At 60.1% G+C, this 15,226-nt stretch carries 18 protein-coding genes; 3 read left to right on the top strand and 15 right to left on the bottom strand.

Annotated elements, in window-relative coordinates; genetic code table 11:
- From tatC to ubiE, 8 genes are all read right to left on the bottom strand, one after another.
- Positions 1-560, bottom strand: a 560-nt coding sequence (gene tatC / locus AC3WN7_RS02840; RefSeq protein WP_102673226.1) for a twin-arginine translocase subunit TatC, incomplete at its 3' end; no start/stop codon positions are given.
- Positions 557-1,006 carry a Sec-independent protein translocase protein TatB gene (tatB, locus tag AC3WN7_RS02835; RefSeq protein WP_095964598.1) on the bottom strand — a complete coding sequence of 150 codons (450 nt, stop codon included), beginning with the start codon at positions 1,004-1,006 and terminating at the stop codon, positions 557-559. The genes tatB and tatC, both read right to left, overlap by 4 nt.
- 10 nt (positions 1,007-1,016) lie before the next feature.
- The gene (locus tag AC3WN7_RS02830) at positions 1,017-1,289 is read right to left on the bottom strand and encodes a twin-arginine translocase TatA/TatE family subunit (RefSeq protein ID WP_015093120.1); all 273 of its coding nucleotides are present in this window, start codon (positions 1,287-1,289) and stop codon (positions 1,017-1,019) included.
- 25 nt (positions 1,290-1,314) lie between these two features.
- Entirely contained in the window at positions 1,315-1,647 is a 333-nt protein-coding gene (locus tag AC3WN7_RS02825) for a phosphoribosyl-ATP diphosphatase (protein ID WP_007975564.1), read from the bottom strand.
- Positions 1,640-2,041: a phosphoribosyl-AMP cyclohydrolase gene (gene hisI, locus AC3WN7_RS02820; protein ID WP_007975565.1), complete on the bottom strand. Its 402-nt coding sequence runs from the start codon at positions 2,039-2,041 to the stop codon at positions 1,640-1,642. The genes AC3WN7_RS02825 and hisI overlap by 8 nt, the downstream gene beginning before the upstream one ends.
- Positions 2,042-2,207: 166 nt before the next feature.
- On the bottom strand, positions 2,208-3,812 hold the full coding sequence (gene ubiB / locus AC3WN7_RS02815) for a ubiquinone biosynthesis regulatory protein kinase UbiB (RefSeq protein WP_102673225.1): 1,605 nt from the start codon (positions 3,810-3,812) through the stop codon (positions 2,208-2,210).
- Positions 3,809-4,432, bottom strand: a complete 624-nt coding sequence (locus AC3WN7_RS02810) for a ubiquinone biosynthesis accessory factor UbiJ (protein WP_015093123.1) — start codon at positions 4,430-4,432, stop codon at positions 3,809-3,811. Before AC3WN7_RS02810 ends, ubiB begins: the two co-directional genes overlap by 4 nt.
- On the bottom strand, positions 4,432-5,202 hold the full coding sequence (gene ubiE, locus AC3WN7_RS02805) for a bifunctional demethylmenaquinone methyltransferase/2-methoxy-6-polyprenyl-1,4-benzoquinol methylase UbiE (RefSeq protein WP_007975568.1): 771 nt from the start codon (positions 5,200-5,202) through the stop codon (positions 4,432-4,434). Before ubiE ends, AC3WN7_RS02810 begins: the two co-directional genes overlap by 1 nt.
- A 155-nt stretch (positions 5,203-5,357) precedes the next feature.
- Between ubiE and AC3WN7_RS02800 the strand changes: the two genes are divergently transcribed.
- From AC3WN7_RS02800 to AC3WN7_RS02790, 3 genes are all read left to right on the top strand, one after another.
- Positions 5,358-5,633: a polyhydroxyalkanoic acid system family protein gene (locus AC3WN7_RS02800; RefSeq protein WP_015093124.1), complete on the top strand. Its 276-nt coding sequence runs from the start codon at positions 5,358-5,360 to the stop codon at positions 5,631-5,633.
- A 244-nt stretch (positions 5,634-5,877) separates the two neighbouring features.
- A complete protein-coding gene (locus AC3WN7_RS02795) occupies positions 5,878-6,300 on the top strand; it encodes a phasin family protein (protein ID WP_095964602.1) in 423 nt (140 codons plus the stop codon).
- 10 nt (positions 6,301-6,310) lie between these two features.
- Entirely contained in the window at positions 6,311-7,183 is an 873-nt protein-coding gene (locus AC3WN7_RS02790; RefSeq protein WP_102673224.1) for a phasin family protein, read from the top strand.
- Between the two features lie 195 nt (positions 7,184-7,378).
- Here AC3WN7_RS02790 and AC3WN7_RS02785 read toward each other — a convergent pair whose 3' ends face one another.
- The 7 genes from AC3WN7_RS02785 to hslV form a co-directional block, all read right to left on the bottom strand.
- Positions 7,379-7,999 carry a TetR/AcrR family transcriptional regulator gene (locus tag AC3WN7_RS02785; RefSeq protein WP_095964604.1) on the bottom strand — a complete coding sequence of 207 codons (621 nt, stop codon included), beginning with the start codon at positions 7,997-7,999 and terminating at the stop codon, positions 7,379-7,381.
- 59 nt (positions 8,000-8,058) lie between these two features.
- A complete protein-coding gene (phaC, locus tag AC3WN7_RS02780) occupies positions 8,059-9,741 on the bottom strand; it encodes a class II poly(R)-hydroxyalkanoic acid synthase (RefSeq protein ID WP_102673222.1) in 1,683 nt (560 codons plus the stop codon).
- 115 nt (positions 9,742-9,856) lie between these two features.
- Positions 9,857-10,711, bottom strand: coding sequence for a poly(3-hydroxyalkanoate) depolymerase (gene phaZ / locus AC3WN7_RS02775; RefSeq protein ID WP_095964606.1), 855 nt, complete (start codon positions 10,709-10,711; stop codon positions 9,857-9,859).
- Between the two features lie 163 nt (positions 10,712-10,874).
- Positions 10,875-12,554 (bottom strand): class II poly(R)-hydroxyalkanoic acid synthase, encoded by a 1,680-nt coding sequence (gene phaC, locus AC3WN7_RS02770; protein ID WP_095964607.1) that lies wholly within the window; start codon positions 12,552-12,554, stop codon positions 10,875-10,877.
- Positions 12,555-12,812: 258 nt separating this feature from the next.
- Positions 12,813-13,184, bottom strand: coding sequence for a gamma-butyrobetaine hydroxylase family protein (locus AC3WN7_RS02765; protein ID WP_095964608.1), 372 nt, complete (start codon positions 13,182-13,184; stop codon positions 12,813-12,815).
- A gap of 68 nt (positions 13,185-13,252) precedes the next feature.
- Entirely contained in the window at positions 13,253-14,590 is a 1,338-nt protein-coding gene (gene hslU / locus AC3WN7_RS02760; protein WP_007975581.1) for an ATP-dependent protease ATPase subunit HslU, read from the bottom strand.
- A gap of 54 nt (positions 14,591-14,644) precedes the next feature.
- On the bottom strand, positions 14,645-15,175 hold the full coding sequence (hslV, locus tag AC3WN7_RS02755) for an ATP-dependent protease subunit HslV (RefSeq protein WP_007975582.1): 531 nt from the start codon (positions 15,173-15,175) through the stop codon (positions 14,645-14,647).
- Positions 15,176-15,226: the final 51 nt, after the last annotated feature.

Here is a 15,226-nt window from a genome sequence, read left to right as displayed (position 1 = left end):
ACGCCGATCCACACCAGCAGCACCACGGCCACCGGGATCTCGAACGCCACGCCAAAGGCGAAGAACAGCGTCATGACGAAATCGAGGTAGCTGGTGATGTCGGTCATCATTTCCACACCGGCCGGGGTGGCGGCGGCGAAGAACTTGAAGATCAGCGGGAACACCAGGAAGTAGGCGAAGGCCATGCCGGCGTAGAACAGAAAGATGCTGGAGACCAGCAAGGGCACGGCAATGCGCTTTTCATGCTTGTACAGGCCCGGGGCGATGAAGCCCCAGATCTGGTGCAGGATCACCGGGATCGCCAGGAACAGCGAGACCATCATCGTCAGCTTCAGCGGCGTCAGGAACGGCGACGACACGTCGGTGGCAATCATCGTCGCGCCGGCGGGCAGGTACGCACGCAGCGGCGTCGAGACGAAGGTGTAGATCTGCTGGGTAAAGGCAAACAGGCCGGCGAAGATGATGAAAATCGCCGCTACGCAGCGCAGCAGTCGGGTACGCAACTCGGTGAGGTGCGAAACCAGCGGCATGTGCTGGTCGTTTTCTGGGAGATCGCTCATGGGGCTCGCGGCGGCAGTGTTGGGTCATGAGGGGCCGGCGCAACGGGCGCAGCCGCAGGTGTAACGGGTTCAACCGGAGTGGTTGCAGCAACAATCGGCGCAGGCTCGACAGCCGCAACAGCAGGCGTTGTCGCGGCAGCGGGGGCAGTTGCTTGAATCGTCTGCGCACCCACATGCTCGACCGGCGTCGGCTCCTGCTGGGTCGGCGTGAAGATTTTCCGCGCCTCCTGCTCAAGCGACAGGATGTGTTCGTTGTGCAGTTGCCGACGAATCTCGTCGGCACCGATTTCACGTTCAACTTCCTGTTTGATTGCGTTGAAACTGCGCTTCAGGCGTCCGACCCACAGGCCAGCGGTGCGCGCAGCGCCCGGCAAGCGCTCGGGACCCAGCACCAGCAGGGCGACGAGGCCGACGAGCAGCAGTTCAGAGAAGCTGATACCAAACATTAGTCAGTGCTCACACGTCTTTGCGGATCGGCTCTTCGACTTTCTGTGCCTGCACGTCGATGGTGTGCGGCTGGTTCACAGTGGTCTGTGGCTGGACCGGTGGAACCGGTTGGGCCGGGGTCGCATTCGGGTCGGCCGGTTTTTCGTCGTCGTTCATGGCTTTCTTGAAGCCCTTGATCGATTCGCCGACGTCGGTGCCGAGGTTTTTCAGTTTCTTGGTGCCGAATACCAGTACCACGACAACCAGGATGACGACCCAGTGTTTCCAGTCAAAAATGCCCATGCTGCTGCTCCTCTCTAATAGTTATTCAGGCGGACGGGCGCGAGGCTTTCTCGGCGTGTCCGGAGAGACCGAAACGACGGTCCAGTTCATCGAGTACAGCCTGTGGATGCTGCCCCAATTGGGCGAGCATGACCATGCTGTGGAACCACAAATCGGCGGTTTCGTAGATCACATCGCTGCAGTCGCCGCTGACGGCGGCGTCCTTGGCGGCAATGATGGTCTCGACCGACTCTTCGCCGACTTTTTCCAGAATCTTGTTCAAGCCCTTGTGATACAGGCTGGCGACATACGAGCTGTCGGCGGCGGCGCCTTTGCGCTCTTCCAGCACCTCGGCCAGGCGGGTCAGTGTGTCACTCATGTTTGTGCCCTGCGCAATAGATGGCATGCGGATCTTTAAGGACCGGGTCGACCGTTGTCCAGTCGCCGTTCTCGTAGACGCGGTAGAAGCAGCTCTGGCGGCCGGTATGACAGGCGATGTCGCCGATCTGCTCGACCATCAGGATGATGACGTCGGCGTCGCAGTCCAGGCGCATCTCGTGCAGGGTCTGCACGTGGCCGGACTCTTCGCCCTTGCGCCACAGCTTGCCACGGGAGCGCGACCAGTAAATGGCGCGGTTCTCGGCAGCGGTCAGCTCCAGTGCTTCGCGGTTCATCCAGGCCATCATCAGGACGCGCCCGGTCTTGTGATCCTGGGCAATTGCCGGCACGAGGCCATCGGCGTCCCACTTGATCTCGTCCAGCCAGTTTTTCATCTTCAGTTCCTGAAGCAGCCCCAAGCCTTAAGCTTCAAGCCGCAAGTAAAAGCCAGTGCGCTTCGATCCTTCGTATTGTGCAACGCATATCTACAGGCGTGAATTAAACATGATTGCTACGAACATCGCTTGAAGCTTGAAGCTTATAACTTGCAGCTGATACATGCTATCGACGCACGACCAGATACAAACCGACGGCCATCATGATGCCAGCTGGCCAATAGTCCAACTGATTCAATGGCCCGCCAGCGGCAAGGATGGCGCCACCGGCCAGGTGCGCCGTGCCGAGCAGGCGCAGGAACCAGTCGTCGCGGCGTCGATGCCACGGTGGCGGCGGGTCGTAGGCGTGGGGTTGGGACATGCGTTCGAGCAGGTCGCGGGCCATGTTGGCCAGGTGCGGGATCTGTTCGAACTGGCTCTGCACGTTGCCGAGCAGGGCTTTGGGGCTGACCCGCTCGCGCATCCAGCGTTCGAGGAACGGCTGCGCGGTGTTCCACAGGTCGAGGTCCGGGTACAGCTGACGACCCAGGCCTTCGATGTTCAACAAGGTTTTTTGCAGCAGAACCAACTGCGGTTGAACCTCCATGTTGAAGCGCCGAGCGGTCTGGAACAGGCGCATCAGCACCTGACCGAAGGAAATATCTTTTAACGGTTTTTCGAAGATCGGCTCGCACACGGTACGGATCGCCGCTTCGAATTCGTTGAGCTTGGTTTCCGCCGGCACCCAGCCCGAATCGATGTGCAACTGCGCCACGCGACGATAATCACGCTTGAAGAAGGCGAACAGGTTGCGTGCCAGGTAATCCTGGTCTTCCGGGGTCAGGCTGCCGACGATGCCGCAGTCGATGGCAATGTACTGCGGACTCCACGGATTCACGGTGCTGACGAAGATGTTGCCGGGGTGCATGTCGGCGTGGAAGAAGCTGTCGCGGAACACCTGGGTGAAGAAAATCTCCACGCCACGCTCGGCGAGCATTTTCATGTCGGTGCGCTGGTCGGCCAGGGTTGCCAGATCGGTGACCTGGATACCGTAGATGCGCTCCATCACCAGTACTTTCGGTCGGCACCAGTCCCAATAGACTTGCGGCACGTACAGCAGCGGCGAGCCGTCGAAGTTGCGCTTCAACTGGCTGGCATTGGCCGCCTCGCGCAGCAGGTCGAGTTCGTCGTAGATGGTTTTTTCGTAATCGCTGACCACGTCCACCGGGTGCAGCAGGCGCGCATCGGCGGAGAGCTTTTCGGCGGCGCGGGCGAGGATGAACAGCCACGCCAGGTCCTGGGCGATCACCGGTTTGAGGCCGGGACGGATCACCTTGACCACCACTTCTTCACCGGTTTTCAGTTGCGCGGCATGCACCTGCGCCACCGAAGCCGAGGCCAGCGGTTCGACATCGAAACGGCTGAACACGTCGCTGATTTTCTTGCCCAGCTGCTCTTCAATCAGCTTGACCGACACTTGCGAGTCGAACGGCGGTACGCGGTCCTGCAGCTTCATCAGTTCATCGGCGATGTCCTCGGGCAACAGGTCGCGGCGAGTGGACAGGATCTGCCCGAACTTGATGAAAATCGGCCCCAGGTCCTGCAACGCCAGGCGCAGGCGCGCGCCACGGCTCAGGTCCAGGGTCTTGCGCGGGAACCAGCGCCACGGCAACGCGTAACGCAGTGCCCGCAGAAACCACGGCAGTGGCAAGGCGAACAGCAGGTCATCGAGGCGGTAGCGGATCACGACGCGCTGGATGCGCAACAAACGGCGGACGGCAAGCAGCTTCATGCGTTATCGCTTGGGTCGAGGGATCGGGAAAGGCGCTCGAAACGCGCCTCGAGACGTTCCAGATCGAGCTTGATCTGGTCCAGTTCACTGAATCGGGCTTCGGCTTCGCGCTGACCGACAAGGGTGCGCGATTCTTCGGCCAGGTATTCGCCCAGGTTCTGGCCCAGGCTGGCAAAGCCTTGCTGGTACCAGCGGGCGCGACTGCGCAGGTGGCCGCCGACCAGTTGTGTGGCGACCGGGCCGAGCCAGCGCGAGAGCTCGTACTCCCAATCCAGCTCCAGGTCCTGGAGGATCGCCGCCAGCTCCAGCAGCACGCCGCTGTCGCCATCGAGTTCGACTTCAGGGGCGTGCAGGACGGAAGTCTTGTCCTTGCTCATGGCCAGTTTCAACAGGCTCGAAGCCGGTGCACGCAAGGTGCAGTCGGCGCCGGTTTCCCACTGGGAGGCGAGCATCAGGCCTTCGTCGCTGGGCAGGATGAACAGGTGCAGCGCCGGGCTGCGGCAATCGACGGCAATCACTTTGCCGGTCAGATGCGCCAGCCGCGGCAGCGCCGTGCTGTCGAGACGCAGCACCCGGTTCAGGCCGAGTTCAACGCTGGCGAGCAGGCCGGCGAGCAGCATCAGGGCTTGATGCCGCGGTGCAGGGCAACGATGCCTGCGGTCATGTTGTGATAGGTCACGCGGTCGAAACCGGCCTCGACCATCATCGACTTCAGGGTTTCCTGGTTCGGGTGCATGCGGATCGATTCGGCCAGGTAGCGATAGCTTTCCGAGTCGTTAGTGATCAGCTTGCCCATCAGCGGCATGAAGGCGAACGAGTAGGCGTCGTAGGCCTTGGACATCAGCGCGTTGGTCGGCTTGGAGAACTCCAGCACCAGCAAGCGGCCACCCGGCTTGAGCACGCGCAGCATCGAGCGCAGGGCGTCTTCCTTGTGGGTCACGTTGCGCAGGCCGAAGGCGATGGTCACGCAGTCGAAATGGTTGTCCGGGAACGGCAGTTTTTCCGCATCGGCCTGGACGAATTCAACGTTGCCGGCCACACCCAGGTCCAGCAGGCGGTCACGGCCAACCTTGAGCATGGACTCGTTGATGTCGGCCAGTACGACCTGACCGGTCGGGCCTACCAGGTGCGAGAACTTCCTGGTCAGGTCGCCGGTACCGCCGGCGATGTCGAGCACGCGATTGCCGGCACGAACGCCCGACAGTTCGATCGCGAAGCGCTTCCACAGACGGTGCATGCCGCCCGACAGAAGGTCGTTCATCAGGTCGTACTTGGCGGCTACCGAATGGAAAACCTCAGCGACTTTTTCCGCTTTCTGGCTTTCCGGAACGTTTTTGAAGCCGAAGTGAGTGGTGGGTTCGGCATCGCTGCCTTTGCGCTGATCAGTCATATCGCTGTCACCAAAAGAGAATGCGCGACATTCTAATCCCCAAGGCATGCTTTGTCTTGGCAAGGCTGAAGGTAAGATGGGCAACCATCGGGACGTTTTGACGCAGCAGAGGTCAAGATGCTCCGGGAAAGCATCCATAAAGCAGGAGTCATTCAATGGCCCGTATTAGTGTTGAACGTGCCCACGGCCTGGGCAAGGAAGCGGCTCGCGAGAAGGCCGACAAGCTGGCGCAGAAACTTTCCGATCAGTATGGCCTGGAGCCGCAGTGGTCTGGCGACACCCTGAACCTCAAGCGCTCGGGTGTGAAGGGTGCGGTGCATGTCAGTGAAGATTCGATCAAGGTCGATGTGGAACTGGGCCTGATGATGTCGGCCATGAGCGGCATGATCAAAGCGGAAATCGAAAAGGCGCTGGATAAGGCCCTGGTCTGATTTTCTGGTTGAAATGAGATCCCCTGTGGGAGCGGGCTTGCTCGCGAAGGCGGTGTGCCAGTGAAATTTTTATCAACTGACCCACCGTCTTCGCGAGCAAGCCCGCTCCCACATTTGTTTTGTGGTACGCCCGGCCTTTTATGTCATTTGTTAGGGTGCCGTTTCTAATTTTTCTCCCTACTTTGTGCCAGAGCCCGACACTTATCCGGGCAGTTCCTCAAACCTTCTGCGCGTGAGGTGCACCATGGCCAAAGTTATTTTGAAGAAAAAAATCGACGCATCGACCAGCGCGCTGGGCGACGTCAAATCCTATGCCCGCAAGATCTGGCTGGCAGGCCTGGGCGCCTACGCCAAGGTCGGCCAAGAGGGCAGCGAATACTTTCAAGAGCTGATCAAGGCTGGTCAGGTCGTTGAAAAGAAAGGCAAAAAAGTAGTCGCTGAGAAACTTGAAGCGGCCAATGCCGAGATCGTTGAAGTCAAGAGTGAAGTCAGCACTTTCAAAGGCCGTGTCGAAGTTCAACTCGACAAGGTCGAGAAAGCGTTCGACACGCGTGTCGCAAGTGCCTTGAATCGTATCGGCATTCCGTCTAAACATGACGTTGAGACACTCTCTGCTAAGCTCGATGAGCTGACGGCATTGCTCGAACGTGTCGCGCGTAAATCTTAAGGAGAACGGGATGGCTGTTAAAAAGAAAACCGAAAAAGAAGGCAGCTCGTGGATCGGGAAGGTTGAAGATTACTCCCGAAAAATCTGGCTGGCTGGTTTAGGCGTGTACTCGAAGATCGACACTGACGGCAGCAAACTCTTCGATGCATTGGTTAAGGACGGCGAGAAAGCCGAGAAGCTCACCAAGAGCGCTGTTGGCAAGACAGTCGACGCCGCCAAGGACTCCGCTTCTTCGGCCAAATCGCGCATCAGCGGCGTGAAAGATCGTGCACTGGGCAAGTGGGATGAGCTGGAAGGTGCTTTCGACAAGCGTCTGAACAGTGCCATCTCGCGTCTGGGCGTACCGAGCCGCAACGAAGTCAAGGCACTGCACAGCAAGGTCGAGACCCTGACCAAGCAAATCGAAAAACTGACCGGTGCCAAGGTCGCGCCTGTTGCGGCGAAAACCGCGGCAGCCAAGCCTGCTGCCAAGACTGCCGCCGCCAAGCCAGCCGCGAAAACGGCTGCCAAACCACTGGCAAAAGCAGCGGCTAAACCTGCTGCCAAACCTGCCGCTAAAACTGCAGCCGCCAAGCCAGCGGCCAAACCGGCTGCGGCGAAAGCTGTCGCCAAACCGGCTGCCAAGCCTGCGGCTAAAACAGCTGCAGCAAAACCCGCCGCCAAGCCGGCAGCCAAACCTGCTGCTGCGAAAAAACCTGCAGTGAAGAAGCCGGCAGCTCCAAAAGCCGCCGCGCCAAAACCAGCAGTAGCAGCTGCCAAGCCGGCAACCCCGGCAACCCCGGCAGCCGCTCCGGTCAGCGCCTCGAACTCCGCGACCGCGCCAACCCCTGCTGTCACACCGACTGCCGCGCCAGCTCCATCGACGCCAACCAGTCAGTCCTGATTTTCAGGGCTCAAGAAAACGCCCGGCCTGCCAAGGTCGGGCGTTTTTGTTTGTGAATGCACCCTGGAGCACGACAGAGATCCCCTGTGGGAGCGGGCTTGCTCGCGAAAGCGGTATGTCAGCCGATATCAATGCTGAATGATGAACAGCCTTCGCGAGCAAGCCCGCTCCCACAGGGGATAGTTGTGACCAGGGTTATCCGTGGTCTTCCAGATACGCCATCGCCATCTGTTCGGTCGCAGCCTTCATTGCTGGCAGCAAGTGTGGCGCCACCAGCATCATGATCTGGTAAACCACCAGCCGCACCTCGCCTTCGCGATCGAGAATTCGCTGGTAATCCAGTGAAAACAGCAGGGTCATGGTGATCTGTTCCACCAGTTGCCCTAACGCCTGAGTGTCGCTGACCAATTGCCCTTGAGCCTTCAATCGTGCGAGCAACGACGCCAGTGTGCGCTTGAGTGCATTGAGCAGGTTGCGAATACCCTTGGCCAGTTTCGGCAGGCGTCCGGCGAGGTTCGACAGGTCCTGGAACAGAAACCGGTAATGGGACAGGCGCTCGACGATCAGATGCAGGAACAACCAGTAATCTTCGGGGCCCAATTCGACGTCGGACGGTGGGTCGAGCAGCGGTTGCAGTTCACATTGGAAGCGCTCGAACAGCCCGAGTATCAGCGGTTCCTTGCCGTGAAAGTGGTAGTAGAGGTTGCCCGGGCTGATGCCCATTTCATTGGCAACTTCCATGGTGGAGACATTCGGTTCGCCCTTCTGATTGAACAACTGCAGGGCACATTCGAGGATCCGGTCGCGGGTTTTCATCCAGTCTTCTTAATGATCGGGTCTTGCCACGGCCGGCAGCGGCCGTGGCTCGTTGAACGTCAGCGCACGCGCACGTAAGTACCGGGTGCTGCCTCCATCGGTGGGTAGTTCTGGTTGCCGAGCGCCATGTGGGTTTCCTTCTGCGCGCCGGAGCGTTCCTGAATCCAGCTCAGCCATTGGGTCCACCAACTGCCGTCGACATGCCTGGCGTCGTAATACCAGGCGCGGGGGTCGCTGCTCAGTTTGCCGTTCTCGACGTAGTTGGCTTTTGGGTTGCTCGGCGGGTTGAGGATGCTCTGCACATGACCGCTGTTGGACAGCACGAAGCGCCGTTCGCCACCGAGCAACAGCGTTGAGCGATACACCGCATCCCACGGTGTGATGTGATCGTTGATGCCGGCGACGCTGAAGCTGTCGACGGTGACCTTCTGCAAATCGATCGGCGTGCCACACACTTCCAGTCCGCCCGGGTGGGTCAGCGGGTTGTGCTTGAAGAAGTCCAGCAGATCGCCGTGCAGAGCGGCCGGCAGACGCGTGTTGTCGTTGTTCCAGTAGAGGATGTCGAACGCCGGTGGCTCCTTGCCCAGCAGGTAGTTGTTGACGAAGTAGCTCCAGATCAAGTCGTTGGGGCGCATCCAGGCGAAGACCTTGGCCATGTCGCGGCCATCCAGCACACCTTTCTGATAGGAGCGGCGCTTGGCAGCCTCCAGTGTCTGCTCGTCGGCGAACAGCGTAGCGGGGCTGTCCAGCTGACTGTCGAGCAGGCTCACCAGATACGTCGCGCTGGACACCCTGCGCAGCTGCCGCTTGGCCTGCAAATGACCTTGCAGCGCGGCAATGGTCAGCCCGCCGGCGCAGGCACCCATCAGGTTGACCTCCCGTGCGCCGGTGATCGCCCGGCAGACATTCATCGCTTCTTCCACGGCTTCGACGTAGGTCGAGAGCCCCCATTCGCGGTGACGCACATCGGGATTGCGCCAGCTGATCATGAAGGTTTGCAGGCCGTTTTTAAGGGCGTACTGGACGAAACTGTTGTGCGGGCTCAGGTCGAAAATGTAGTACTTGTTGATTTGCGGCGGCACCACCAGCAGGGGCTTGGAATACTGCTTTTCGCTCATCGGCTTGTACTGGATCAATTCCAGCAGCTCGTTGCGGAACACCACGGCGCCGGTAGTAGTGGCGACTGTCCTGCCGACCTCGAACGCTTGCTTGGTGACTTGCCGGGGCAGGCCGTCGTTATGCAGCAGATCGTCCACCAGATGGCCGATGCCTCGCACCAGGCTGTTACCGCCGGAATTGAACAGCTCCTTGACCGCCAGTGGGTTGAGCAGGGTGTTGGAGGGCGATACGGCGTCGTTGAACAAGGTGAAGGCGAAGTGGGCGCGGGCGCGGTCGTCCGGGCTCATGTTGCTCTCGTCGATCCAGCTTTTGACCTGCTTCTGCCAGCTCAGATAGGCCTGCAGGCTACGGCGATAAAACGGGTTGAGGCTCCACGCCGGGTCGGCGAAGCGAGCGTCGTGCGGGTTGGTCGGGTGCAGGGTCTCGCCCAGCAGCACGCGGCCAAGCTGACCGCCGAGTTTGAGGGCATGCCGGGCGCTGTGCAGTGGGTTGCGCAAGCCATGGGCGGCCACACTGCGCAGGGTCGACAGCAGATCCCGGCCACGCAGACCGGTAATCGCACTCTGTGCATTGATGAACGCGGCGGGAGTCGCTAAGGACTCCCTCGCTGGTTTCTCGCGCATGATTCAACACTCCTTCGTCTTCAGGCCAAAAACAAACACACTGAACCAGAACACCATAGACGCTGTAACGGGTTGTTGCGCGGCGTGGCGTCCTGCCGACCGCTGAGGCAGCGCTTTAACTGCCCAATGGCGCCGGACGCGGATGCATCACCGCGCGCTGGCGCTCCTCCTCCAGGAATTTCATGATGATCGGGGCCACCGCTTCGGCCCGGGTAATCAGGAACAGATGACCGTCATCGATGATGTGCAACTGGGCGTTGGGAATCCGCCAGGCCAGCAAGCGCATGTTGACCAACGGGATCAACGGGTCATCGTCGCCGGCCAGTACCAGGGTCGGCTGGCGGATCTTGTGCAGCCAGTGGATGCTGGTCCAGCCGAGGCCGGCGAACAGTTGCCAGTAGTAACCGAGCTTGCCCGCCGAGCGCACCTTGGCCGCATGGCTGGCGGCCAGCGTCGGGTCGCGACGGAACGCACCCCCGTAGATCATCGGTGCAATGCGGATTACGTGGGACGGCTGGATGTAGCGTCGCGGGCTGGCCATCATCCACAACACTTTCGGCTTGCCCGGCACCATCACCGCACCAGCCGCCGTGGCGGCCAGCACGAGTTTCTTGCAACGCTCCGGATAGTCATACGCGAACTGCTGGGCCAGGGCGCCACCCCAGGACACGCCAATGACGTTGACCTGCCCGTAGTCGAGATAGTCGAGCATGCGCGCCGTGAGCTTGGCCAGCCGCGGAAAACGATACGGCCGGTTTGGCGTCGACGAACCGCCGACACCGGGTACGTCGAAGGCGATGACCTCCAGGTCCGGGTCCAGCGCGGCAATGAACGGGAACACCAGCTCCAGGTTGGCACCGATGCCGTTGAAAATCAGCAGGGGCGTCAAGTGAGGCTTGCCGGGGCGTACCGCCGTGCGGAGCGTCTGGCCATCCAGGTCGACGGTACGGAATATGAAGGGTTGCGGCATGCTTCAGGCCCTGTGGGTCGTTCTCTCGAATTCTTCCCGATCCCCTGTAGGAGCGAGCTTGCTCGCGATGAACTCAAGCGCAACGCGTTAATCCGGAAAGAACGCGTTATCGTTAACGTCCATCGCGAGCAAGCTCGCTCCTACAGGGGGGCGGGTGTGTCAGTTACCGCTCATGCACGTAAGTGCCCGGTGCAGCTTCGCCTGCCGGGTACGCCTTGTTGCCCAGTTTCAGCGGAGCTTTTTTCAGGTTGCCCGAGCGCTGTGCCTGCCAGGCCTGCCAATGCAGCCACCACGAATCGGCGTGCTTGGTCGACTCTTCCTGCCAGTCATCGGCGTTGGCGGGCATTTCAGTGCTGGTCATGTAGCGCGATTTCGGATTGCCCGGCGGGTTCAGAATGCTCTGGATATGCCCGCTGCTGGACAGCACGAATTCAACATTGCCGCCGAACAGTTGCGCCGACTTGTAGCAGGAGCGCCACGGGGTGATGTGGTCGCTGGTCCCGGCCAGGGAAAAGATATCGGCGGTAACCTGTTTCAGGTCGATCGGTGTGCCGCACACTTCCAGTGCATTCGGACGAATCAATGGATTGCTTTTGAACATTTCAATCAGGTCGCCGTGGAACGCAGCCGGTAACCGGGTGGTGTCGTTGTTCCAGAACAGGATGTCGAACACCGGTGGCTCGTTGCCCAGCAGGTAGTTGTTGACCCAGTAGTTCCAGATCAGGTCGTTGGGGCGCATCCAGGCAAAGACTTTCGCCATGTCGCGGCCTTCCAGCACGCCAGCCTGATAGGAGTGGCGCTTGGCGCTTTCGAGGGTTTGTTCATCGACAAACAGCGCCACATCGCTGTCCAGGGTAGTGTCGAGCACACTGACCAGCAGCGTGAGGGCGTTGACCTTGTTCTCGCCAATCGCTGCGTAATGGCCCAGCAGCGCGGTGCAGGTGATGCCGCCGGAGCAGGCGCCGAGCATGTTCACGTCCTTGCTGCCGGTGATCGCGGTGACCACATCGACCGCTTCCTTGAGCGCTTCGATGTAAGTCGACAGGCCCCACTCACGCTGCTCCTTGGTCGGATTGCGCCAGCTGACGATGAAGGTTTGCACGTTGCTGCGCAGGCAGAACCGCGCCAGGCTTTTCTCCGGGCTGAGGTCGAAAACGTAGAATTTGTTGATTTGCGGTGGCACCACCAGCAAAGGGCGCTCGTGCACCTGTTCGGTGGTGGGCTTGTACTGGATCAGCTCCAGCACGTCGTTGCGAAACACCACGGCACCTTCGGTCACGGCCAGGGTCTTGCCGACTTCGAATGCGCCCATGTTGACCTGGCTCGGCATGCCGCCGTTGTGTACCAGGTCCTTGGCCAGATGCGAGAGGCCGTCGAGCAGGCTTTTACCGCCGGTCTCGAAGAAACGTTTGACCGCTGCCGGGTTGGCCGCCGTGTTGGTCGGGGCGAAGGCCTCGGTCATGAGGTTGATTACGAAGTGCCCGCGGCTGACGTCTTTAGCCGGCAGGTTGCTGTCATCGATCCAGTCGTGGAGTTCCTTGCGCCACGCCAGGTAGGTTTGCAAATAACGTTTGTAGAGCGGGTTCTGGCTCCAGGCCGGATCGGCAAAGCGACGGTCATCGCTATTCGGAAGAAGCTCGGATTTGCCGAGCAGTACGTTCTTGAGTTCAAGACCGAAATGGGCGACATGCCTGGCGCTATGGATCGGTTGTTTGATGGCCTGCCTGAGCACCATGCGAGCAGAAGCCAGTAGATCTTTTCCACGCAATCCAACGACAGGATTCAGCCCCAAGGTGTTTTCGGAGGCTTGTTGCTTCAAGTCATCGTTATTCTTGTTACTCATCTACGACGCTCCAATGTCCTGAGACGAGTACCCGGGGCCTGCTGTGCAGTCACACAACCAATGCCAGGTACTGCTGCTCGGGTGACCGTTAATACTGCATCGCTGCTTTTGTTCGCAGTGAGCACTGCAGGGAACTTGCCAGTTCCATTGGTTACCCGAGTTTAATTTTTTTCGCAAGCAGGCCAATCGACGGCCCTGAAGCGGAGCATTCAAACAGATGAAATTAGAAAATGCCCTCTAAAGAGCAAGAGGCTCGGATTAGAGCATCAGCTTGACGACGGATTCGTTCGGGTCGCGGGTTTTTCCGGCCGCTTTGAGTTCCGCCAGATAATCCTCCCAAAGTGCGTCATAACGTCGCGCCAGTTCGTAGAGGTATTCCCAGGTGAACAGTCCGCTGTCGTGACCGTCATCGAAGGTCAGTTTCAGTGCGTACTGACCGGCCGGTTCTACCTTGGTCAGGCCGACGTTGATCTTGCCAAATTGCAGGATGGGTTTGCCGTGGCCCTGGACCTCGGCGGAAGGAGAGTGCACGCGCAGGAACTCGGCGGGCAGGGTGTATTCCTCGCCGGACGCGTATTTCAGCGACAGGGTTTTCGAGGCTTTGTGCAGCTTGATGTCGGTGGGAAGCATAGGAAGAGCCTTGGGCGGAAGCTACAAGCTGCAAGCTTAACTCAGCTTGCAGCTTGCAGCTTGCAGCTCTACAGAATGTAGCGGGACAGGTCTTCGTTCTGCGCCAATTCGCCCAGGTGGCTGTTGACGTAGTCGGCGTCGATCTGGATCACCTTGCCGTCATGGGTGCTGGCCAGGTCGCCGGCGCTGAACGACACCTCTTCGAGCAGGCGCTCGAGCAGGGTGTGCAGGCGACGGGCACCGATGTTTTCGGTCTTCTCGTTGACCTGCCAGGCGATCTCCGCGATGCGCTTGATGCCGCTCGGCTGGAACTCGATGCCCAGGCCTTCGGTTTTCAGCAGTGCGCAGTATTGCTCGGTGAGCGAGGCGTGAGGCTCGCTGAGGATGCGTTCGAAGTCTTCCGGGCTCAGGGCCTTGAGTTCGACACGGATCGGCAGACGGCCTTGCAGCTCGGGCACCAGATCGCTCGGCTTGCTCAGGTGGAACGCACCGGAAGCAATGAACAGGATGTGGTCGGTCTTGACCATGCCCAGCTTGGTGTTGACGGTGCAGCCTTCGATCAGCGGCAGCAAGTCGCGCTGCACGCCTTCGCGGGATACATCGACGCCACCGGAATTACCACGCTTGGCGACCTTGTCGATTTCGTCGATGAACACGATACCGTGCTGCTCGACGGCTTCCAGGGCCTTGGCCTTCAACTCTTCATCGTTGACCAGGCGGCTGGCTTCTTCGTCGCGCACCATCTTCAGCGCTTCTTTGACCTTGAGCTTGCGGGCTTTTTTCTTGCCCTTGCCCATGTTGGCAAACAGGCTTTGCAGCTGGTTGGTCATTTCTTCCATGCCCGGTGGCGCGGAGATGTCGACGCCGGCCATTTCGGCGACTTCGATTTCGATCTCCTTGTCATCCAGCTGACCTTCGCGCAGGCGCTTGCGGAACAGCTGGCGGGTGTTGGAATCGGCAGTCGGGGCGTCGTCGTTGCTGAAGCCCATGCGCGCCGGTGGCAGCAGGGCGTCGAGGATGCGCTCTTCGGCGGCATCTTCGGCGCGGTGGCGAACCTTGACGATTTCCTGCTCGCGCAGCAGCTTGATCGCGGCATCGGCCAGGTCACGAATGATCGATTCGACGTCGCGGCCGACATAGCCGACTTCAGTGAACTTGGTCGCTTCAACTTTGATGAACGGCGCATTGGCCAGTTTCGCCAGGCGACGGGCGATCTCGGTTTTGCCGACGCCGGTCGGGCCGATCATCAGGATGTTCTTTGGCGTGACTTCAACGCGCAGCTCTTCAGGCAGCTGCATGCGGCGCCAGCGGTTGCGCAGGGCAATGGCGACGGCGCGCTTGGCATCGTCCTGGCCGATGATGTGGCGGTTGAGTTCGTGGACGATTTCACGGGGAGTCATGGACATAATATTCAGTGGACCTCAAGCAAGAATGAGCCGTGGTGCGGTGGCTGCACGGACTTACTCGGCGCAGTCCTGCTCCTCAATGGTCTGGGTGTGGTTGGTGAATACGCAGATGTCGCCGGCGATGCCGAGGGCGGTTTCGACAATTTCCCGGGCTGACAGGTCGGTCTTTTTCAGCAGCGCGCTAGCCGCGGCCTGGGCGTAGGCGCCACCGGAACCCATGGCGATCAGGCCGTCTTCGGGTTCGACCACGTCACCGTTGCCGGTAATGATCAGGGAGGCGTCCTTGTTGGCGACCGCGAGCATGGCTTCAAGGCGGCTCAGGGAGCGGTCGGTGCGCCATTCTTTGGCGAGTTCGACGGCGGCGCGCACCAGGTGGCCCTGGTGTTTTTCAAGCTGGCCTTCGAAACGTTCGAAGAGGGTAAAGGCGTCGGCGGTGGCACCGGCAAAACCGGCAATGACCTGGCCGTGGTACAGGCGGCGAACTTTTTTCGCGTTGCCTTTCATCACGGTATTACCAAGGGAAACCTGGCCGTCGCCGCCCATGACGACTTTGCCGTGGCGGCGAACTGAAACGATGGTGGTCAAGGGGAGAGTCTCCACGCAGCGGGGCGAAAATGCCTTATGCCCATTCATATG

The organism is Pseudomonas sp. FW305-70 (genome assembly GCF_058783925.1).
The sequence above is the reverse complement of the archived record's forward strand: the minus strand, read 5'-3'. Positions and strand labels throughout refer to the sequence as shown.

Bases quoted from the DNA above. Each gene is read 5' to 3' on its own strand.
- tatB (WP_095964598.1), bottom strand. From the start codon at position 1,006: ATGTTTGGTATCAGCTTCTCTGAACTGCTGCTCGTCGGCCTCGTCGCC.
- AC3WN7_RS02830 (WP_015093120.1), bottom strand. From the start codon at position 1,289: ATGGGCATTTTTGACTGGAAACACTGGGTCGTCATCCTGGTTGTCGTG.
- AC3WN7_RS02825 (WP_007975564.1), bottom strand. From the start codon at position 1,647: ATGAGTGACACACTGACCCGCCTGGCCGAGGTGCTGGAAGAGCGCAAA.
- hisI (WP_007975565.1), bottom strand. From the start codon at position 2,041: ATGAAAAACTGGCTGGACGAGATCAAGTGGGACGCCGATGGCCTCGTG.
- ubiB (WP_102673225.1), bottom strand. From the start codon at position 3,812: ATGAAGCTGCTTGCCGTCCGCCGTTTGTTGCGCATCCAGCGCGTCGTG.
- AC3WN7_RS02810 (WP_015093123.1), bottom strand. From the start codon at position 4,432: ATGCTGCTCGCCGGCCTGCTCGCCAGCGTTGAACTCGGCCTGAACCGG.
- ubiE (WP_007975568.1), bottom strand. From the start codon at position 5,202: ATGACTGATCAGCGCAAAGGCAGCGATGCCGAACCCACCACTCACTTC.
- AC3WN7_RS02800 (WP_015093124.1), top strand. From the start codon at position 5,358: ATGGCCCGTATTAGTGTTGAACGTGCCCACGGCCTGGGCAAGGAAGCG.
- AC3WN7_RS02795 (WP_095964602.1), top strand. From the start codon at position 5,878: ATGGCCAAAGTTATTTTGAAGAAAAAAATCGACGCATCGACCAGCGCG.
- AC3WN7_RS02790 (WP_102673224.1), top strand. From the start codon at position 6,311: ATGGCTGTTAAAAAGAAAACCGAAAAAGAAGGCAGCTCGTGGATCGGG.
- AC3WN7_RS02785 (WP_095964604.1), bottom strand. From the start codon at position 7,999: ATGAAAACCCGCGACCGGATCCTCGAATGTGCCCTGCAGTTGTTCAAT.
- phaC (WP_102673222.1), bottom strand. From the start codon at position 9,741: ATGCGCGAGAAACCAGCGAGGGAGTCCTTAGCGACTCCCGCCGCGTTC.
- phaZ (WP_095964606.1), bottom strand. From the start codon at position 10,711: ATGCCGCAACCCTTCATATTCCGTACCGTCGACCTGGATGGCCAGACG.
- phaC (WP_095964607.1), bottom strand. From the start codon at position 12,554: ATGAGTAACAAGAATAACGATGACTTGAAGCAACAAGCCTCCGAAAAC.
- AC3WN7_RS02765 (WP_095964608.1), bottom strand. From the start codon at position 13,184: ATGCTTCCCACCGACATCAAGCTGCACAAAGCCTCGAAAACCCTGTCG.
- hslU (WP_007975581.1), bottom strand. From the start codon at position 14,590: ATGTCCATGACTCCCCGTGAAATCGTCCACGAACTCAACCGCCACATC.